Source organism: Pseudomonas lurida, assembly GCF_013522705.1.
Classification (GTDB): Bacteria; Pseudomonadota; Gammaproteobacteria; order Pseudomonadales; family Pseudomonadaceae; genus Aquipseudomonas; species Aquipseudomonas quebecensis.
This window is the reverse complement of the sequence record NZ_JAAMRE010000020.1, coordinates 18,115-37,621: the sequence shown is the minus strand read 5'-3', so window position 1 is coordinate 37,621 and position 19,507 is coordinate 18,115. Positions and strand designations below refer to the sequence as shown.

The following is a 19,507-nucleotide window of genomic DNA, read 5'->3' as shown; positions in this document are numbered from 1 at the left end:
CTCCAATCTACCTAGGTTTAATGTGGGAAGGGCTCCCACATTTGGACCTTCATAAAGCTTCAAGAGCATGCACCGCTTCAATGCACCATGAACCGGCATCGGGCATGGATCCAAGGCCTGAAACCTCAGAGCCGCTGAGAAAAAACTGAACCCCGAAAACAGCAAGGCCCCGTATCCCGGGGCCTTGCGCGTTCTGAAGAAGTTTTTTGGCACAACTTAGCCACTCTGGCACGCGCCCTGCAATAACTCTTGTATTACCCAGTTTCGGGGACCTTGGTACAGGCAGGCCGAGAATCCCCTCTTTAATATCGAAGCCTTCGCGGCTTCACCCCGTTTTGGGAGCCCTGGTACAGGCAGGCCGGGAACTCCCTCTTTTATTGCCCTTGGAGATGGACCTCCAGCCGCCAGCGGTCATCGACCTCCTCGCCTTTCCACTCCCCACGCAACGGCCGCGCCGCGACCAGGTTCAGCAGCAAGCCGCCGTCGGTCTTGCGGATGCGCCAATTCACATCCCTGTCGTTGACCTTGACTTGCCCACTGGCAGCCTTTCCCTGGGCGTCAAACAACAACGCCAGCGTACCGTCGATGTGTTCGCCATGCAGTTTGGGTTCACTGTTGAACCACAGTACAACGCCGTCCGCCGCCGTCTCTACCTGCTGCAATTCAACCGGGCCGGGAATGGTCAAGCGGCCGATCATCAGGCCCACCATCAGGCCGACAATCGCCAACGAGCCCATGACCTTCGGCAATAGCTTCGGTCTTGGGTCCTCTTCGAGGGTAGAATGCAGCCCATCTTTGCCTTCGGAGCCGTGCATGTTTCACGTCATCCTTTTTCAACCAGAAATTCCGCCGAACACCGGCAACGTTATCAGGCTGTGCGCCAACAGTGGCTGCCACCTGCACCTGATCGAGCCGCTGGGCTTCGACATGGACGACAAACGCCTGCGCCGCGCCGGCCTCGATTATCACGAGTACGCAACCCTCAAGCGTCATGCCGACCTCGCCAGCTGCCTGGAGAGCCTAGGCCAGCCGCGCTTGTTCGCGTTCACCACCAAAGGCTCGCGGCCGTTCCACGATGCCAGCTTTGCCGAAGGCGATGCCTTCCTGTTCGGCCCTGAAAGCCGGGGACTGCCCGCCGACGTACTTGACGCACTGCCCGATGGCCATCGCCTGCGCCTGCCGATGCGCGAGGGTTGCCGCAGCCTGAACCTGTCGAACACCGTCGCCGTAGCCGTCTACGAGGGCTGGCGCCAGCTCGGTTTCAAGTAATACACAAACAAATATGGGAGGGGGCTTGCCCCCCGATAGCGGTAGTTCAGTCACCTGGATGACGACTGACACTCCGTTATCGAGGGCAAGCCCCCTCCCACATTGGGTTCGCGCTTACTGAACCGTCGACGAACCTTCCTGCTGCATACGCTGCAGCTCTTGAGCGTACAGGGCATCGAAGTTCACCGGAGCCAGCATCAGCGCAGGGAACGAGCCACGGGTGACCAGGCTGTCCAGGGTCTCGCGGGCATACGGGAACAGGATGTTCGGGCAGAACGCGCCGAGTGTGTGGCTCATGGACGCTTCGTCCAGGCCCTGGATCAGGAAGATGCCGGCCTGTTGAACTTCAGCGATAAAGGCCACTTCTTCGCCATTCTTGACGGTAACCGACAGGGTCAGCACCACTTCGTGGAAGTCGCCTTCCAGGGATTTCTGGCGGGTGTTGAGGTCCAGTGCAACGCTGGGGGACCATTCCTGGCGGAAGATTGCCGGGCTTTTCGGCGCTTCGAACGACAGGTCGCGCACATAGATGCGTTGCAGCGAGAATTGCGGGCCTTGGGCTTCTGCTGCTTCAGTGTTCTGTTGATCAGTCATCGCAGATCCTTCTTTATCTTGGGGTCTTTAAGGGTTGGGAGTCAGGCGTCCAGCAGCGCATCGAGCTTACCGGCGCGCTCCAGGGCAAACAGATCATCGCAGCCACCAACATGCCGGCTACCGATCCAGATCTGCGGCACGGACGTACGCCCCGCTTTCTGGGCCATCTCGGCACGCACCTGGGGTTTGCCGTCGACCTTGATCTCTTCGAAAGCAACGCCCTTCTTCTCGAGCAAGGCCTTGGCCCGCATGCAGTAAGGGCACCAATCGCTGGAATACACGATGACCTGGCTCATATCACTTCACCAGCGGCAGATTATCGGCGCGCCAGCTGCTGATACCGCCCGACAGCTTGGCAGCGGTGAAACCAGTCTTGAGCATCTCGCGGGCGTGGGTGCCGGCGTGCTGGCCCTGGGCATCGACCAGAATGATGGTCTTGGCCTTGTGCTTTTCCAGCTCGGGCAGGCGTGCGATCAGCTTGTCCTGCGGAATGTTCAGGGCGCCGACGATATGGCCGGTGGCGAAATCCTTGGCGGGGCGGATATCCACCACGATGGCTTCATCCTTGTTGACCAGCGCGGTCAGTTCCGATGTGCTCAGGCTGCGGCCACCACGGCTCATTTCATGAGCGATCAGCAGCGCCAGCAGAATGACAAAGGCACCCACGAGCAGATAGTGGGCAGTGGCAAATGCAATCAGGTGATCAACCATCAAGGAGGTTCCAGGGCGTTAAAATGGCGGTAAGTATACACAGCCGCCAGGGGGGGCCAACCCCCGTAAAGCGGTGACGTGGTCGGAACTTCGCTTTAAACTGCCACTCCCTTTTCCATTGCCTTCCTTATTAACGCCGCGAGAGGATCTATGACTACTACGCCTAAACCTTTGGTCCTGATAATTCTCGATGGCTTCGGACACAGTGAAAGCCACCACGACAACGCCGTATACGCGGCCGACAAGCCCGTACTGGATCGCCTGACCGCCACTGTGCCCAACGGCCTGATCTCCGGCTCGGGCATGGACGTGGGCCTGCCGGACGGCCAGATGGGCAACTCGGAAGTCGGCCATATGAATCTGGGCGCCGGACGAGTGGTCTATCAGGACTTTACCCGCGTGACCAAAGCGATCCGCGATGGCGAGTTCTTCGAAAACCCAACCATCTGCGCGGCGGTAGATAAAGCAGTCGCTGCGGGCAAGGCCGTGCACTTCATGGGCCTGCTGTCCGATGGCGGCGTGCACAGCCACCAGGATCATCTGGTCGCCATGGCAGAACTGGCGTTCAAGCGCGGCGCCGACAAGATTTACCTGCATGCCTTCCTTGATGGCCGCGACACGCCGCCCAAAAGCGCACAATCGTCTATCGAGCTGTTGGATGCCACCTTTGCCACCTTGGGCAAGGGCCGCATCGCCAGCCTGGTGGGCCGCTACTTCGCCATGGACCGCGACAATCGCTGGGATCGCGTGTCCCAGGCCTACAACCTGATTGTCGACGGCCAGGCCGAATTCCACGCCGCCACCGCCCAGGAAGGCCTGGAAGCTGCCTATGCGCGGGGCGAGAGCGATGAGTTCGTCAAAGCCACCACCATCGGCGAGCCGGTGAAAGTCGAAGACGGCGACGCCGTGGTGTTCATGAACTTCCGCGCCGACCGCGCCCGCGAGCTGAGCCACGTATTCGTCGACGCCGGCTTCAAAGACTTCGAGCGCGCGCGCCAGCCGAAAGTCGAGTTCGTGATGCTCACCCAATACGCCGCGAACATCCCGGCGCCGTCGGCTTTCGCCCCCGGCAGCCTGGAAAACGTACTGGGTGATTACCTGGCGAAAAACGGCAAGACCCAGCTGCGTATCGCTGAAACCGAGAAATACGCCCACGTGACCTTCTTCTTCTCCGGCGGCCGCGAAGAGCCGTTTCCCGGCGAAGAACGCATCCTGATCCCATCGCCGAAAGTCGCCACCTACGACCTGCAGCCGGAAATGAGCGCGCCGGAAGTCACCGACAAAATCGTCGACGCCATCGAACACCAGCGCTACGACGTGATCGTGGTCAACTACGCCAACGGCGACATGGTCGGCCACAGCGGCAATCTCAAGGCCGCCACCCAGGCCGTCGAATGCCTGGACCGGTGCGTCGGCCGCATTGTCGAAGCCCTGGAAAACGTCGGCGGCGAAGCGCTGATCACGGCCGACCACGGCAACTGCGAGCAGATGTCCGACGAATCCACCGGTCAGGCCCACACGGCCCACACCACCGAGCCGGTGCCGTTCATCTATGTGGGCAAGCGCGATTTCAAAGTGCGTGAGGGCGGCGTGCTGGCGGACGTGGCACCGACCATGTTGATGCTGATGGGGTTGGAGAAGCCCAAAGAGATGACTGGCACCTCAATCCTGGTTTGATCTAAACAACCGTGTGGGAGGGGCTTGCCCTCTCCCACATTGGATCTGCGGTGTTTGGTAGATATCTTTTTGCCATACCACCGCCACTCGGCGCCTAACTTGTCCGCGAGCCCGAATTGGGCGTTTTTTTTGCAGCGCTTGGCGGGCATACTAGGCCGTCCCTTTCCCCCTGGTGTCGCCCGCCTCTATGCTTCGCGCCTTGATTACCCTTGCTCTTGTCTGCCTGCTCCAACCGGCGTTTGCCGACGAGCGCGCACAAACCCAACAACAGTTGGACGCTACGCGTCAGGACATTGCCGAGTTGAAGAAACTGCTCGGCAAGCTCCAGGAAGAAAAATCCGGAGTGCAGAAAGACCTGCGCGGTACGGAAACCGAAATGGGCAAGCTGGAGAAGCAAGTCCAAGAGTTGCAAAAAGAACTAAAGAAGAGCGAGTCGGAACTGGAGCGACTCGACGCTGAGAAAAAAAAACTCCAGAGCGCACGCGTTGAACAGCAACGCCTGATCGCGATCCAGGCCCGCGCCGCCTACCAGAGCGGCCGCCAGGAATACTTAAAGCTGCTGCTCAACCAGCAGAACCCGGAAAAATTCGCGCGCACCCTGACCTACTACGATTACCTGAGCAAGGCCCGCCTGGAGCAATTGAAAAGCTTCAACGAGACCCTGCGCCAGTTGGCCAATGTGGAACAGGAGATCACTAACCAGCAGTCGCAGCTGGAAGACCAGAAGAGCAGCCTGGACGCCCAGCGCAACGAACTGGACAAGGTTCGCAAGGAACGCCAGTTGGCCTTGGCCAAGCTCAATGACGATGTAAAGGCACGCGACGCCAAGCTGCAGGCCCGTGAACAGGACCAGGCCGACCTGGCGAAAGTACTCAAGACCATCGAAGAAACCCTGGCCCGCCAGGCGCGTGAGGCCGAAGAAGCACGGCAAAAAGCGCTGATCGCCCAGCAGGAAGCGGAAAAAAAGCGCCAGCGCGAGGCCGAGCTGGCCGCCACCTCGGATGCGCCGGCGCCGCGTAAACCGGCGCACGCGGCTCCCGGCCCGCTGGTTTCCAGCGCCGGGGAATCCTTCGGCGGGCCATTTGCTTCGGCACGCGGCAAACTTCCATGGCCGGTTGATGGTCGATTACTGGCACGCTTCGGAGAAACCCGCGGCGACGACACCCGCGCCAAGTGGGATGGTGTAATGATCAGCGCCGCTGCCGGCAGCCAGGTCCACGCCGTCCACGGTGGCCGCGTAGTGTTTGCCGATTGGCTGCGCGGGGCCGGTTTATTGGTGATTCTCGACCACGGGAATGGCTATTTGAGCCTTTACGGCCACAATCAGACATTACTCAAGTCGGCAGGTGATGTTGTAAAAGCCGGTGAATCCATCTCCACTGTCGGTAACAGTGGCGGCCAGGACACCCCGGCGTTGTACTTCGCTATTCGTCAGCAGGGTCGCCCAAGCGATCCCGCACAATGGTGCAGAACCCAAGGATAAGGGTCGCATCTACATTAGGAGTTCGTTCGACATGCTGCATTTGTCCCGCCTCACTTCGCTGGCCCTGACGATCGCTCTGGTGATCGGCGCGCCTCTGGCTTTTGCCGACCAGGCCGCTCCGGCTGCACCTGCCGCCACGGCCGCGACCACCAAGGCGCCGTTGCCGCTGGAAGAGCTGCGCACCTTTGCCGAGGTCATGGACCGCATCAAGGCAGCCTATGTCGAACCCGTAGACGACAAGACCCTGCTGGAAAATGCCATCAAGGGCATGCTCAGCAACCTCGACCCGCACTCCGCGTACCTCGGGCCGGAAGATTTCGCCGAGCTGCAGGAAAGCACCAGCGGTGAGTTCGGCGGCCTGGGCATTGAAGTCGGCGCCGAAGACGGCAACATCAAGGTCGTCTCGCCGATCGACGACACCCCAGCCTCCAAGGCCGGTATTCAGGCCGGCGACTTTATCGTCAAGATCAACGGCCAGCCGACCCGCGGCCAGACCATGACCGAAGCCGTCGACAAGATGCGCGGCAAGATCGGCCAGAAAATCACCCTGACCCTGGTGCGCGACGGCGGCAACCCGTTCGACGTGACGCTGACCCGCGCAACCATCACGGTCAAGAGCGTGAAGAGCCAGTTGCTGGAGTCGGGCTACGGCTATATCCGCATCACGCAGTTCCAGGTCAAGACCGGCGACGAAGTGGCCAAGGCCCTGGCCAAGCTGCGCAAGGACAACGGCAAGAAGCTCAGCGGTATTGTGCTCGACCTGCGCAACAACCCGGGCGGCGTGCTGCAGTCGGCGGTGGAAGTGGTCGACCATTTCATCACCAAGGGCCTGATCGTCTACACCAAGGGCCGCATCGCCAATTCCGAGCTGCGCTTCTCGGCCACCGGCAACGACCTCAGCGAGAACGTGCCGTTGGCCGTGCTGATCAACGGCGGCAGCGCCTCGGCCTCGGAAATCGTCGCCGGTGCCCTGCAGGACCAGAAGCGTGGCGTGCTGATGGGCACCACCAGTTTCGGCAAAGGTTCGGTACAGACCGTGTTGCCGCTGAACAACGAGCGCGCTCTGAAGATCACCACGGCGCTGTACTACACGCCGAACGGGCGTTCGATCCAGGCTCAGGGCATCGTGCCGGACATCGAAGTACGCAAGGCCAGGATCACCAACGAGATCGACAGCGAGTACTACAAAGAGGCCGACCTGCAAGGTCACCTGGGCAATGGCAACGGCGGCGCCGACCAGCCGACCGGCAGCGGCGCCAAAGCCAAGCCGATGCCGCAGGACGACGATTACCAACTGGCCCAGGCGTTGAGCCTGCTCAAGGGCTTGAGCATCACGCGCAGCCGTTGATATGCGTTTTGCCCTGATCATCGCTGTGCTGTGCAGCCTGGCAGGTGTCGCCCACGCGGCCCCTGCCGGCGAGCCCCGCAAAGCCTATCTCACCCTGATCATCGACGACCTTGGGCAAAACCTGCCCAGGGATCGTCGCGTGCTGGCCCTGCCGGGGCCGGTCACCACGGCGATCATGCCCGACACGCCCCATGCCGCCGAATTCGCCCGCGAGGCACACAAGGCCGGCAAGATCGTGATCCTGCACATGCCCATGGACCCAGCCACCGGCCCATTCGCCTGGCACCCCGAACTCCCCATCGAAGAACTCGGCAAACGCCTGGATGCGGCCTTCAATGCGGTGCCCTATACGGCCGGCATCAATAATCATATGGGCAGCCGCATGACCGCCCAGCCACAAGCCATGGCCTGGCTGATGGCAGAGCTGCAACGGCGCAACAAGTTTTTCGTCGACAGCCGCACCAGCGCACAGACCGTGGCCGCCGCCGAGGCGCAGAAAATTGGCCTGGCCCATGTTTCGCGGGATGTATTCCTGGACGACGAACGCACGGAAGCGGCGATTACCACGCAACTGCAAACCGCGATCAAGCTGGCGCACAAACAGGGCTCGGCAGTAATGATCGGGCATCCTTACCCGCAAACCCTGGCGGTGCTGGAGCGCGAGTTGCCCAAGCTCAAGGCCCAAGGCGTTGAGTGGATCGATATCAAATTGATGATCAGCGTGCGCAGCAACCTGGCCATGGCCGGGCATGGCAGGGACGGCACTTACCGCCCGGCCCCTAGATAACTACAGCGCCTCGCGCCCATCAGTCCTGAATAGTGAGCCTTCGACTCATTCTGTAAGGACAGTCCATGAACATCACACACAGGGTTGCTTCAGGTCTGCTGCTCGGCGGTCTTTGCGCCACACTGCACGCCACGCCCAAGGACTTCGGCGAAGGCCTGGCCAACGCCAGCCCTGCCCGCCTGTTGTCCAATGCCCAGCATCAGCACGACCACTGGAACGGTATCGGCCGAATCAGAAACGAAACCCAGACGCTCTGTACCGCCAGCCTGCTGGACACGCGCACCGAGGACGGCACGTCCGGTCCGGCCTATGTGCTGACCAGCAGTCACTGCCTGCACCGCCTGAACGGCGCGGTGCAACGCGACTTGCCGATCAAGGGCAGCATCAGCTTCAACTACTTCGACGACACCCTCGAAGCCCTCAAGACCTACCCGCTGAAAACCCTGAAATGGGGAAGCAGCCAAGGGGTCGACCTGGCGATTGTCGAGTTGCAGGCTTCACTGGCCGACCTGATCAAGGCCGGTATCCAGCCATTGAAACTGGCGGAAGAAGTGCCTGCCAGTGGCAGTGATATTCTCACCCTGATCGCTCCGGAATGGGACACCCTGCAGCTGTCCGCCTGCACGCAACAAACGTCACGCGAACTGGTGGAGCAGCCGTTTGTGTGGCGGGTCACCCTGAAGAACCAGTGCCAGGGCGTCGGCGTGGGCAGCTTCGGCGCGCCCTTGCTGGACCGGGCGACCAACCAGCTCTTCGGCATCCTCAGCACCAGCACCACAGGCCAGCCAGAGGAGCGCAAATGCCAGCGCGATGCACCGTGTGAAATCCATGGCGGTACAGCTGTCTGGCACCCCGAGACGAACTACGGCAGCCCGGTGAGCTTCCTCAATCAGTGTTTCGTCGACGGCATGCTGCAGGCCGACAGCGAACACTGCGATCTCTACCCGACCACATCCATCACCTTTCAGAACCTGGAGCCCATCCAGCAGTACTTCATCAAGCCCGCAGGTGGCAAAGGCGAAGACATCGTGCCGCGCTGGAACCTGACCTTCACCACCAATACTCCGTTCTATCGCTACAAGACCACCCGCCGCGCCATCGACTGCGAAAACCCGGCGCTCTACAGCGTGCCGATCAAAGCGGAAGGCGCCTACGTGAACGACGCCATCGGCCCGCAAACGGGGATGCACATGCTGTGTATTGTCGGGGTCGAGTCCGCAGAACAGCGCGTAACCAACGGCATGATGAGAAACGCCCTGACCCTTGCGGTCGAGCTCGCCGAGCCAGGGCCGGCACGTACGCCGAATGTGACCATCAACCTGGATAAACAAGGCTCGGCGGCCTATACCGTCATCTGGAACCTGGCGCCGCCATTCATGCACCGCTATACCTACAAGTTCGGCCCTGCGGCGACCACCGATTGCCTGCGCCCCGTGGGCTATCGGCCCATTCCACCGGCGCCTGCGGCGGCGGATGAAGAGGACGAGATCATCGACTTGGTCTACCCACTCAATGATCACCCCGGCATGGTGCTGGAAAAGTATGCCCAGGTGATCAGCGTCAGAAACACACCGTACAAAATCTGTACCTATGCCTTCGACCAGGCGGACCAGCCGTCTACCCTGCGTGTGGACCTGCTCAAGCCGCGCTGAGGCTAGAGGTAACGCGCCATGATCTCGTCGATCACGCCTTCTTTGCGCAGCTGATCCAGCGCCGCCTGCAGTTTGCTCACCTGCTTGTCCGGTACGTTCTTGTTCAGCGCGAGGTAGAGCTGGGCGCTATTGAAGCGCAAAACCGTCTTGAAGCTGGTGATGCCGACTTGCCGCGCCAGGTATCGCCCGGCCGGGTCGCCGGTGGCCCAAAGGTCAATCCGGCCATCCATGAGCTTTTGCGCGTTGTCTTGATCACGCAGCACGACCACAGGCTTGAGCCCCTGTTTTTCGAGGCTTTCAGCGATGGCGTCACCTTTGTAGGCGCCGATCTTGTAGCGCCGTGCGTGCTCCAGGTCGTCCAGCTGGATAGTGCTGTCGGCCTTGGCCAGCAATACCCAGTCATCCGGACCGATGGGGCCGACCCATTTGAACAGCGCTTCGCGGTCCGGCAGGCGCGCCATGACGAACACACCATAACCGGGCTTTTCCAGGGCGAGCTTGTAGATTCGTTCCCAAGGGAAACGCAAGGTGAGGTCGTAAGAGATCCCGGCGCGCTTAAAGGTTTCGCGCACGATGTCCACGGCGATGCCTTCGATGTTCTCGTCCTTGGCGAAGTTTTTGCCGTTTTTGGCCATGTTATAGGGCGGGAAATTTTCCGTGAGCAGCACCAGAGGGCTGCCGGATGCGTCGTCGGCGCGGGCCGAACCGGCCAACAGGAGGGAGGTGCCGGCGAGGGCGAGCAGCAGGTGTTTGAACATGAAGGTTACCGAAATCCATGGCAAGCGCAGAGAGTGCCGCGCGCCTGCCATGGTGTCCAGCAACGTTTAGCGAACGACGATACCGCGAGCTGCCATGTAGGCCTTGGCCTCAGGAACGGTGTACTCGCCAAAGTGGAAAATACTCGCCGCCAGCACCGCGCTGGCGTGGCCTTCGATGACACCGTCAGCCAAGTGCTGCAGGGTGCCGACGCCGCCGGAAGCGATCACCGGAATGCCCAAAGCATCGCTGATGGCGCGCGTCACACCCAGGTCGAAGCCGTTTTTCATGCCGTCCTGGTCCATGCTGGTCAGCAGGATTTCACCGGCGCCCAGGCCTTCCATTTTCATCGCCCACTCCACCGCGTCCAGGCCGGTGGGTTTGCGGCCGCCGTGGGTGAAGATCTCCCAGCGCGGGGTTTCGCCGGGGCCGGAGACCTTCTTGGCGTCAATGGCCACCACGATGCATTGCGAGCCGAAGTGCTGTGCCGCTTCGCCGACAAACTCGGGATTGAACACCGCCGCGGTGTTGATCGAAACCTTGTCGGCGCCGGCATTGAGCAGGTTGCGGATGTCTTGCACGGTGCGCACGCCACCGCCGACGGTCAGCGGGATAAACACCTGGCTGGCCATGCGCTCAACGGTGTGCAGGGTGGTGTCGCGGCCGTCGACGCTGGCGGTAATGTCGAGAAAGGTAATCTCGTCGGCACCCTGCTCATCGTAGCGACGGGCGATTTCCACCGGGTCGCCGGCGTCGCGGATGTTCTCGAACTTGACGCCCTTGACCACGCGACCGTTGTCGACGTCCAGGCAAGGGATGATGCGTCTGGCTAAAGCCATGGGCTTATCTCCGATAAGAGTTGCAAGCTTTGAGCTATAGGCTGCAAGTAGAAGCAGATCTGCTTTTACTTGCAGCTTGCAGCCTACGACTTGGAGCTGGCCGCGTAGCCATCACAAAAAGCTTGAGCTTCAGCCACGTCCAGCGTGCCCTCATAGATCGCACGGCCGGTGATGGCGCCAATGATGCCGGGGGCCTTGGCGTCCAGCAGTGACTTGATGTCACCCAGGTTGTGGATACCGCCGGAAGCGATCACCGGAATTTTCGTCGCCGCCGCCAGTGCCGCGGTGAACGGCACGTTGCAGCCCTGCATCATGCCGTCTTTGGCGATGTCGGTATAAACGATGGCGGACACGCCATCGGCTTCGAACTGCCTGGCAAGGTCGATCACCTGCACGGTGCTGATCTCAGCCCAGCCGTCGGTGGCGACGAAACCGTCCTTGGCATCCAGGCCCACGATCACTTTGCCGGGAAACGCGCGACAGGCTTGGGCGACAAACGCCGGGTCTTTGACCGCCTTAGTGCCGATGATCACGTAGCTCACGCCTGCCTTGACGTAATGCTCGATGGTTTCCAGAGAGCGGATACCGCCGCCGATCTGGATCGGCAGGTTCGGGTAGCGCTTGGCGATGGCGGTGACGACTTCACCATTGACCGGCTGGCCTTCGAAGGCGCCGTTCAAGTCCACCAGATGCAGACGACGGCAGCCCCCTTCCACCCATTTGGCAGCCATGCTCACCGGGTCATCGGAGAACACGGTGGAATCTTCCATGCGGCCTTGGCGCAGACGTACGCAGGCGCCGTCCTTGAGATCGATAGCGGGGATAATTAGCATGCTTTTCCTTCGTCAAAGAGCTGCAAGCTGCAAGCTATAAGCTGCAAGCAAGCACGCGTATCAATTCTTGCAGCCTGGGCTTGAAGCTTTCAGCTGCTCTTTTCAAGCGACCACAGGTCGCTTTCTATGCTTTCGAACCGTTCTTTAAGGAGCGTCTGCGTATCGAAAATCGCCCTGTTGTAATAGTGCGGAGCCACTTCGGTGGTGAACAGCTCAAGAATCTCGGCGACCTCGAACGAGCCCAGTTTGAGCTCGAAGCGGTCCTCCATGAATCGCTTGATCTTGACGGTCGCCTCACTCTCCTGTTCGGGCGTGAGGGTCAGGATCGGCGGTTTCGGCTTCCTGGCCACTTACCAGCGCCCGTCCCACGCGGCGAAGTTCTGCAGCAATTGCAGGCCATGGGTATGGCTTTTCTCCGGGTGGAACTGCACGGCAAACCGCGAACCGTCGGCCAGCGCTGCGGCAAAGTCGACGCCGTAGTGCCCGCCACCCACCACCTGGCCGGGCTTGGCGGCGGCGATGTAGTAGCTGTGCACGAAGTAGAAACGCGCCATGTCCGGCACTTCGTGCCACAGCGGGTGATCCACGGTCTGGCGGACTTCGTTCCAGCCCATGTGCGGGACCTTCAGGTGTTCACCGTCTTCATGCAGGTCTTTGCCGAAAAACTTCACCTGGCCTGGGAACAGGCCGATGCAGTCGACGCCTTCGTTCTCTTCACTGTTGTCGAGCAAGGCTTGCATGCCCACGCAGATGCCGAGGAACGGGCGGTCCTGGCTGACTTCACGCACCAGGCTGTCAAAGCCCAGGCGGCGGATCTCGGCCATGCAATCGCGAATCGCGCCAACGCCTGGGAACACCACACGGTCGGCTTCGCGAATCACCTTGGCATCGCTGGTGATCAGCACCTTGCCGGCGCCTACGTGCTCGAGGGCCTTGGCCACCGAGTGCAGGTTACCCATGCCGTAATCGATAACCGCGACCGTCTGCATTACAGCACGCCCTTGGTCGAGGGCATTTGCCCGGCCATGCGCTCATCCAGCTCCACGGCCATGCGCAGCGCGCGGCCGAAAGCCTTGAACACGGTTTCGATCTGGTGGTGGGTATTGGTGCCGCGCAGGTTGTCGATGTGCAGGCTGACCAGGGCGTGGTTAACGAAGCCCTGGAAGAATTCCTGGAACAGGTCGACATCGAAGCCGCCCACGGTGGCGCGGGTGTATGGCACGTGCATCTGCAGGCCAGGGCGGCCGGAGAAGTCGATCACCACGCGCGACAGCGCTTCGTCCAGCGGCACATAGGCGTGACCGTAGCGACGGATGCCTTTTTTGTCGCCGATGGCTTTGGCAAACGCCTGCCCGAGCGTGATGCCGACGTCTTCCACGGTGTGGTGGTCATCGATATGCAGGTCGCCCTTGCAGACGATATCCAGGTCGATCAACCCGTGACGGGCGATCTGGTCCAGCATGTGCTCAAGAAAAGGGACGCCGATATCAAATCGGGCCTTTCCGGTGCCATCCAGGTTGATCGAGGCTTTGATCTGGGTTTCCAGAGTGTCGCGCTCGACGGACGCCATACGTTCGACCATTACCAGCTCCGCAAAATCGTTGGGCGAAAAAGGCAGCCATTATAGGGGCGCGGGCGCTAAACAGAAACATCGGAGGGGATAAGACTGACGAGTTGAGGCGGGCAATGTCGGGGATAGACATGTGCATACAAGCGGGCGCTCCAGGATGGTGCGCCCGCCTGCAATCAACTTAGTGGAACAGGACAGCCGTCTTCTGCAGGGTTACCCACACACCCCACGCCAACGGTATACCCACCACCAGCCAGGCGGCGATCGCCATTGGCTTGCTGGCCGCGGATGCTTTCCACTCCAGCACGGTGCTGGCATCGGCACCCTTGTCATGGCCCAGCGCCTGCTCGGCGGCCAGTTCCGCGTCGGTCATGAAGTACTTGTCGGCCACCGGGCGCACCAGCAGGTTGCAGATGAAACCCAGCACCAGCAGGCCGGCGAGGATGTACAAGGTGATGTCATAGGCCGCAGCGCGTTCAACGCCGAGGCTCAGTTGATATTCACGCAAGTAGTTCACCAGCACCGGACCCAATACGCCCGCGGCCGCCCAGGCCGTCAGCAGTCGACCGTGGATCGCACCGACCATTTGGGTACCGAACAGGTCGGCCAGGTACGCCGGCACGGTCGCAAAACCACCGCCGTACATCGACAGGATGATGCAGAACGCGGCCACGAACAGCGCCACATTGCCCAGGTGCCCCAGGTTCGGGATCAACGCGTACAGGGCAAAGCCCAGGGCGAAGAACACGAAGTAGGTATTTTTACGCCCCAGGTAGTCGGAGAACGACGCCCAGAAGAACCGGCCACCGATGTTGAACAGACTCAACAGACCGGTGAAGCCTGCGGCAATCGCTGCGATCGAGGCCAGTTGCCCGGCATCCAGTTGGCCGAACGGTACGTCCACGCCCAGCAGCTTGCCGCCGAACACTTCCTGCAACAGCGGCGACGCCATGCCCAGAATACCGATACCGGCCGAGACGTTCAGGCACAGCACCAGCCATACCAGACGGAATTGCGGGGTTTTCCACGCCACGTTCACGTGTACGTGACGGTGGGTGATCATCGCATTGCTGGCTTTTTTCGCCGGTGCGGTCCAGCCCTCAGGCTTCCAGCCGGTCGGCGGAACGCGATAGGACAGCGCGCCACCGATCATGAACACGAAGTAGATCGCAGCCATCACCAGAAAGCTCTGCCACACGCCGACGCTGGTCGGCGAGGCGAAATGGCCCATCAGGGCCGCGGCCAGTGGTGCACCCACCATCGCGCCGCCGCCGAAACCCATGATCGCCATGCCGGTGGCCATGCCGCGCTTGTCCGGGAACCACTTGATCAGGGTCGACACGGGCGAGATGTACCCCAAGCCCAAGCCGATACCGCCGATCACGCCGGAGCCGATCCACATCAGCCAGATCTGGTGGGTATAGATCCCCAGCGCCGAGATCAGCAGGCCGCCGCACCAGCACAATGCCGATACAACGCCGGCCTTGCGCGGCCCGGCGTGTTCCAGCCAGCCGCCCCAGATCGCCGCCGAGCAGCCCAGGAAGATGAAGAACAGGGTGTAGATCCAGCCCAGCATCGAGATAGGCCAGTCACATTGGGACGAGAAAACTTGTGCGATGAAGCTCATGTCCGGCGCGCAGGCAACCGGAGCGGTGATACCCAGCGCCTTGGACAACGGCAACCAGAACACCGAGAAGCCATAGGCCATACCGATGCACAAGTGGATGGCCAGGGCGGCCGGTGGAACCAGCCAGCGGTTGAACCCGGGCTTGGCGATGATGCGTTCCTTGGACAGGAACGCTGGCTGTGCGGCTGTAGAAGCGGCCGCCGTGCGAGTGCTCATTGGTGTTTCCCCCAGTTATTGGTATGCGTCCGTCAGGCGCGCTTCCCCCCGGCCTTGCACGCAAAGCGTGGCCGTTTTATTGAGCGAAACTCCATTTTGGCGCGACGATAGGTCGCAGAAGGCGGACGAACGCGCAGAGATTAGCATCTACAAACGCGAAAAAAACCAAAATGCCATCACCTTTTTAAGGAATTTCAGTTTGTTTGACGCCAAAAACCTGTTCTCGCCCCCATGGATACAATGTAACGATCGTTGAACTGACGCAGGCCGTCGGGCGTTATACTCTGCGGCTAATTTTTGAAATCGACATACAAGGACTCGCCCATGAAAGCGTTCGGCAAAATCCTGGGTCTGGTACTTCTCGGGCTGTTGCTGATCATTGTGGCTCTCGGCTTTGCCTTGACCCACCTCTTCGATCCCAACGACTACAAAGATGAGATCCGCCAGATTGCCCGCGACAAGGCCCACATCGAGCTGACGCTCAATGGCGACATCGGCTGGAGCCTGTTCCCCTGGCTGGGCCTGGAACTGCACGAAGCCAGCGTGGCGACCCTGACCAATCCGACCCAACCGTTCGCCGACCTGCAGATGCTCGGCCTGTCGGTACGCGTGCTGCCGCTGCTGCGCCGTGAAGTGCAAATGAGCGATGTGCGTGTCGAAGGCCTGAACCTGCGCCTGAACCGCGACAAGCAGGGTCACGGCAACTGGGAAGACATCGGCAAGAACGTCCCTGACGCCTCCGAAGCGACCGCCAGCGCGCCCACACCGGCGCAGCCAGCCGCCGAGGTCAAACCGGAGAAACCGGCCCAGCCCATCCGCCTGGACATCGACAGCCTGACCATCAACAACGCACGCGTCGAATACAACGACGAACAGACCGGCAAGCAGTTCAGCGCCGAAAGCATTCAGTTGAGCGCCGGCGCCATTCATGAAGGCGCGAGCATTCCGGTCAAGCTCACTGCGTTCTTCGGCAGTAACCAGCCGGTGATGCGCCTCAAGACCGAACTGATCGGCAATCTGCGCATCCAGCGTGCGCTCAAGCGCTACCAGTTCGAAGACATGCGCATCAGCGGCGAAGCCACGGGCGAACCGCTGCAAGGCAAGACCGTAAGCTTTTCCACCCAAGGCCAGTTGCTGGTGGACCAGGCGGCCAACATCGCCGAATGGACCAACCTGAAGCTCTCGGCCAACCAATTGCGTGCCCTGGGCGAGCTGAAGATCAACGACCTGGACAAGACCCCGCAACTCAACGGCGCTTTGTCGATCGCTCAGTTCGACCTGGCCAAGTTCCTCGACAGCGTGGGCAACCCGCTGCCGCCGATGGCCGAGGGCAGCCTGAGCAAAGTCGAACTGGTCAGCCGCCTCAAAGGCACGCCGACCAGCCTCGCCCTGGAAGATTTGAACCTGAAACTCGACGGCAGCACCTTCACCGGTCGCGTGGCGGTGGATGACTTCGCCAGGCAGTCGCTGCGCGTTCAACTCAAGGGCGACACGTTCAACGCCGACAATTACCTGCCCGCCAAGTCCGAATCCGCCAAGGGTGCCAGCGCCGCACGCCAGGCCGAAGTCCAGAACAGCGAGGCCGGCGCGATGGCCGCCGGCGGCACCACGCCGCTGCCGGAGGCGCCGACCAAAGGCGCCTGGAGCACCGACAAGCTGCTGCCGCTGACGCGCCTGCGCACGCTCGACGTGAATGCAGACCTCGCGTTCGGCCAATTGACCTTGAGCAAACTGCCGATCCAGAACGCGGTGCTCAAAGCATCCGGCGTCGATGGCCAGCTCAAGCTCGACACCCTGAGCGGCGGGCTCTACAACGGCACCTTCCAGGCAAACGGCAATCTGGATGTGCGTCAGGACATCCCGGTGCTCGCGCTGCAAACCCGCATCAAACAAGTCCCCGTCGAACGCATCCTGCAGGCCCAGGGGCAGACGCCGCCGGTCAAAGGCCAGGTGACGCTGGACAGCAACCTCAGCGGCCGTGGCAACAGCCAGAAAGCCCTGATCGACAGCCTTAACGGCACCGCCAGCTTCGTAATCAACAACGGCGTGCTGCTCAACGCCAACCTTGAACAGCAACTGTGCACCGGCATCGCCCTGCTCAACCGCAAGACCTTGAGCGGCGAGCAACGCGGCAAGGACACGCCATTCCAGGAGCTGAGGGGCAACCTGACGTTCCGTAACGGCGTGGCCAACAACCCGGACCTGAAAGTGCGCATCCCCGGCCTGACGGTCAACGGCAACGGTGACGTGGACCTGCGCGTGCTGGGCATGGATTACCGGGTTGGCATCATTGTCGAGGGCGACCAGCGCGAAGTGCCGGACCCAGCCTGCGAAGTGGGTGCCAACTTCCAGGGTATCGAAGTGCCGTTGCGTTGCCGCGGCCCGCTGGAGCTGGGCGCCAAAGCCTGCCGCCTGGACAAGGACGGCCTCGGCCAGGTTGCCGTCAAGGCCGCCGGCAACCGTCTCAACGAGAAGCTCGAAGAGAAACTCGACAAGGTCAACCCGCAACTCAAAGACGCGCTCAAAGGCCTGTTCAAACGATGAGAAACGAGCAGTTTTCAACGGCGGTGCTGGATTGGTACGACCGCCACGGTCGCCATGACCTGCCCTGGCAACAGGGCATCACACCCTACCGGGTGTGGGTTTCGGAGATCATGTTGCAGCAGACCCAGGTGAGCACCGTGCTCAACTACTTCGACCGGTTCATGGCCTCGCTGCCGACGGTCCAAGCCCTGGCCGCCGCACCGGAAGACGAAGTGCTGCACCTGTGGACGGGCCTGGGTTACTACACCCGCGCACGCAACCTGCAAAAGACCGCGAAGATTGTGGTCGCCGAGTACGGCGGCGAGTTTCCGCGGGATGTGGAAAAACTCACCGAGCTGCCCGGTATCGGCCTGTCCACCGCCGGCGCGATCGCCAGCCTGAGCATGGGCCTGCGCGCACCGATCCTCGACGGTAACGTCAAGCGCGTACTGGCACGATTTACCGCGCAGGAAGGCTATCCAGGCGAGCCCAAGGTAGCCAAGCAACTGTGGGCCACCGCCGAGCGATTTACACCTCATGACCGAGTCAACGCCTATACCCAGGCGATGATGGACATGGGCGCAACCCTGTGCACCCGCAGCAGACCCAGTTGCCTGTTGTGCCCGCTGGAAACGAGCTGCGAGGCCCATAGGCTAGGCCTGGAAACGCGCTACCCGATTCCCAAGCCACGCAAGAGCATTCCGCAGAAGCGCACGCTCATGCCGATGCTGGCCAATGCCGAGGGCGCGATTCTGCTTTACCGCCGCCCGTCCACCGGTTTGTGGGGCGGCCTGTGGAGCCTGCCGGAACTGGACGACCTGCAGGACCTGGAACACCTCGCCCACCAGCATGCGCTCAAGCTGGGCAGGCAACAGGCACTGCCGGGGCTGATCCACACCTTCAGCCACTTCCAGTTGGCCATCGAACCGCTGCTGGTCCATGTGCAGGAATCGGCCCATCACGTGGCCGAGGCCGACTGGCTCTGGTATAACCTCGCCACCCCGCCGCGCCTGGGCCTTGCCGCTCCGGTGAAAAAACTGCTCAAACGCGCGGCCGATGTATTGAACGCAGGAGAGTCGTCATGACCCGCACCATCATGTGCCGCAAGTACCACGAAGAATTGCCTGCCCTGGAACGCGCGCCGTTTCCCGGCGCCAAGGGCCAGGACATTTTCGACAACGTCTCCGCCAAAGCCTGGGCCGACTGGCAAAAACACCAGACCCTGCTGATCAACGAAAAACGCCTGAACATGATGAACGCCGAAGACCGCAAATACCTGCAGGGCGAAATGGACAAGTTCTTTTCCGGCGAGGATTACGCCAAGGCCGACGGCTACGTACCACCTGCTCAATAACTGATCAAAAACCGGGGTCGGAACGTAAGCGACGGTAATAATTAAATATTTTTTGAAAACTTGCTTGACGACCCCCTGAAAAACCCGTTTAATGCGCCCCGTTGCCCAGATAGCTCAGTCGGTAGAGCAGGGGATTGAAAATCCCCGTGTCGGCGGTTCGATTCCGTCTCTGGGCACCACTCATTAGTTTCAGGTGGTGCACATATCATCTGAAACACATAAGAAACCCGCCTGGTGCGGGTTTTTTATTGCACCCAGGCCTGTTCTC

The 19,507-nt window shown here is 61.1% G+C and carries 20 protein-coding genes and 1 tRNA gene; 10 read left to right on the top strand and 11 right to left on the bottom strand.

The window, feature by feature from the left end:
• Nucleotides 1–374: 374 nt before the first annotated feature.
• Nucleotides 375–815 (bottom strand): hypothetical protein, encoded by a 441-nt coding sequence (locus tag G7025_RS16920; protein WP_181080288.1) that lies wholly within the window; start codon nt 813–815, stop codon nt 375–377.
• On the opposite strand from G7025_RS16920, the gene G7025_RS16915 reads away from it, so the two are divergent.
• Nucleotides 814–1,269, top strand: a complete 456-nt coding sequence (locus tag G7025_RS16915; protein WP_181080287.1) for a tRNA (cytidine(34)-2'-O)-methyltransferase — start codon at nt 814–816, stop codon at nt 1,267–1,269. The genes G7025_RS16920 and G7025_RS16915 overlap by 2 nt on opposite strands.
• Before the next feature lie 114 nt (nt 1,270–1,383).
• On the opposite strand, the gene secB is transcribed toward G7025_RS16915, so the two are convergent.
• The 3 genes from secB to G7025_RS16900 are packed head-to-tail and all read right to left on the bottom strand — an operon-like array spanning nt 1,384 to nt 2,574.
• Nucleotides 1,384–1,863 carry a protein-export chaperone SecB gene (secB, locus tag G7025_RS16910; RefSeq protein ID WP_181080286.1) on the bottom strand — a complete coding sequence of 160 codons (480 nt, stop codon included), beginning with the start codon at nt 1,861–1,863 and terminating at the stop codon, nt 1,384–1,386.
• Nucleotides 1,864–1,904: 41 nt separating this feature from the next.
• The gene (gene grxC, locus G7025_RS16905; RefSeq protein ID WP_181080285.1) at nt 1,905–2,159 is read right to left on the bottom strand and encodes a glutaredoxin 3; all 255 of its coding nucleotides are present in this window, start codon (nt 2,157–2,159) and stop codon (nt 1,905–1,907) included.
• A 1-nt stretch (nt 2,160) separates the two neighbouring features.
• Nucleotides 2,161–2,574: a rhodanese-like domain-containing protein gene (locus G7025_RS16900; protein WP_078731164.1), complete on the bottom strand. Its 414-nt coding sequence runs from the start codon at nt 2,572–2,574 to the stop codon at nt 2,161–2,163.
• A gap of 150 nt (nt 2,575–2,724) precedes the next feature.
• Between G7025_RS16900 and gpmI the strand changes: the two genes are divergently transcribed.
• The 5 genes from gpmI (at nt 2,725) to G7025_RS16875 (ending at nt 9,521) form a co-directional block, all read left to right on the top strand.
• Nucleotides 2,725–4,251 (top strand): 2,3-bisphosphoglycerate-independent phosphoglycerate mutase, encoded by a 1,527-nt coding sequence (gpmI, locus tag G7025_RS16895; RefSeq protein ID WP_181080284.1) that lies wholly within the window; start codon nt 2,725–2,727, stop codon nt 4,249–4,251.
• A 187-nt stretch (nt 4,252–4,438) separates the two neighbouring features.
• On the top strand, nt 4,439–5,734 hold the full coding sequence (locus G7025_RS16890) for a murein hydrolase activator EnvC family protein (protein WP_181080283.1): 1,296 nt from the start codon (nt 4,439–4,441) through the stop codon (nt 5,732–5,734).
• A 31-nt stretch (nt 5,735–5,765) separates the two neighbouring features.
• A complete protein-coding gene (locus G7025_RS16885) occupies nt 5,766–7,082 on the top strand; it encodes a S41 family peptidase (protein ID WP_181080282.1) in 1,317 nt (438 codons plus the stop codon).
• A 1-nt stretch (nt 7,083) separates the two neighbouring features.
• A complete protein-coding gene (locus tag G7025_RS16880) occupies nt 7,084–7,869 on the top strand; it encodes a divergent polysaccharide deacetylase family protein (RefSeq protein ID WP_181080281.1) in 786 nt (261 codons plus the stop codon).
• Between the two features lie 65 nt (nt 7,870–7,934).
• A complete protein-coding gene (locus G7025_RS16875; protein WP_181080280.1) occupies nt 7,935–9,521 on the top strand; it encodes a serine protease in 1,587 nt (528 codons plus the stop codon).
• 2 nt (nt 9,522–9,523) lie between these two features.
• Here G7025_RS16875 and G7025_RS16870 read toward each other — a convergent pair whose 3' ends face one another.
• The 7 genes from G7025_RS16870 to G7025_RS16840 form a co-directional block, all read right to left on the bottom strand.
• A complete protein-coding gene (locus G7025_RS16870) occupies nt 9,524–10,279 on the bottom strand; it encodes a substrate-binding periplasmic protein (RefSeq protein ID WP_181080279.1) in 756 nt (251 codons plus the stop codon).
• A gap of 66 nt (nt 10,280–10,345) precedes the next feature.
• The gene (hisF, locus tag G7025_RS16865; RefSeq protein ID WP_181080278.1) at nt 10,346–11,116 is read right to left on the bottom strand and encodes an imidazole glycerol phosphate synthase subunit HisF; all 771 of its coding nucleotides are present in this window, start codon (nt 11,114–11,116) and stop codon (nt 10,346–10,348) included.
• Between the two features lie 83 nt (nt 11,117–11,199).
• The gene (hisA, locus tag G7025_RS16860; RefSeq protein WP_181080277.1) at nt 11,200–11,949 is read right to left on the bottom strand and encodes a 1-(5-phosphoribosyl)-5-[(5-phosphoribosylamino)methylideneamino]imidazole-4-carboxamide isomerase; all 750 of its coding nucleotides are present in this window, start codon (nt 11,947–11,949) and stop codon (nt 11,200–11,202) included.
• 89 nt (nt 11,950–12,038) lie between these two features.
• Nucleotides 12,039–12,299, bottom strand: coding sequence for a DUF2164 domain-containing protein (locus G7025_RS16855; protein ID WP_181080276.1), 261 nt, complete (start codon nt 12,297–12,299; stop codon nt 12,039–12,041).
• Nucleotides 12,300–12,938: an imidazole glycerol phosphate synthase subunit HisH gene (gene hisH / locus G7025_RS16850; RefSeq protein WP_181080275.1), complete on the bottom strand. Its 639-nt coding sequence runs from the start codon at nt 12,936–12,938 to the stop codon at nt 12,300–12,302.
• Nucleotides 12,938–13,531, bottom strand: a complete 594-nt coding sequence (hisB, locus tag G7025_RS16845) for an imidazoleglycerol-phosphate dehydratase HisB (RefSeq protein WP_181080274.1) — start codon at nt 13,529–13,531, stop codon at nt 12,938–12,940. Before hisB ends, hisH begins: the two co-directional genes overlap by 1 nt.
• 169 nt (nt 13,532–13,700) lie before the next feature.
• Nucleotides 13,701–15,362: an OFA family MFS transporter gene (locus G7025_RS16840; protein ID WP_181080273.1), complete on the bottom strand. Its 1,662-nt coding sequence runs from the start codon at nt 15,360–15,362 to the stop codon at nt 13,701–13,703.
• Between the two features lie 324 nt (nt 15,363–15,686).
• Between G7025_RS16840 and G7025_RS16835 the strand changes: the two genes are divergently transcribed.
• The 4 genes from G7025_RS16835 (at nt 15,687) to G7025_RS16820 (ending at nt 19,418) form a co-directional block, all read left to right on the top strand.
• The gene (locus G7025_RS16835) at nt 15,687–17,906 is read left to right on the top strand and encodes an AsmA family protein (protein ID WP_181080272.1); all 2,220 of its coding nucleotides are present in this window, start codon (nt 15,687–15,689) and stop codon (nt 17,904–17,906) included.
• Complete coding sequence (gene mutY, locus G7025_RS16830; RefSeq protein ID WP_181080271.1) at nt 17,903–18,970, top strand: A/G-specific adenine glycosylase; 1,068 nt, start codon at nt 17,903–17,905, stop codon at nt 18,968–18,970. The genes G7025_RS16835 and mutY overlap by 4 nt, the downstream gene beginning before the upstream one ends.
• Nucleotides 18,967–19,239 (top strand): oxidative damage protection protein, encoded by a 273-nt coding sequence (locus G7025_RS16825; RefSeq protein WP_106577463.1) that lies wholly within the window; start codon nt 18,967–18,969, stop codon nt 19,237–19,239. The genes mutY and G7025_RS16825 overlap by 4 nt, the downstream gene beginning before the upstream one ends.
• Nucleotides 19,240–19,342: 103 nt before the next feature.
• Nucleotides 19,343–19,418, top strand: a tRNA-Phe gene (locus G7025_RS16820).
• Nucleotides 19,419–19,507: the final 89 nt, after the last annotated feature.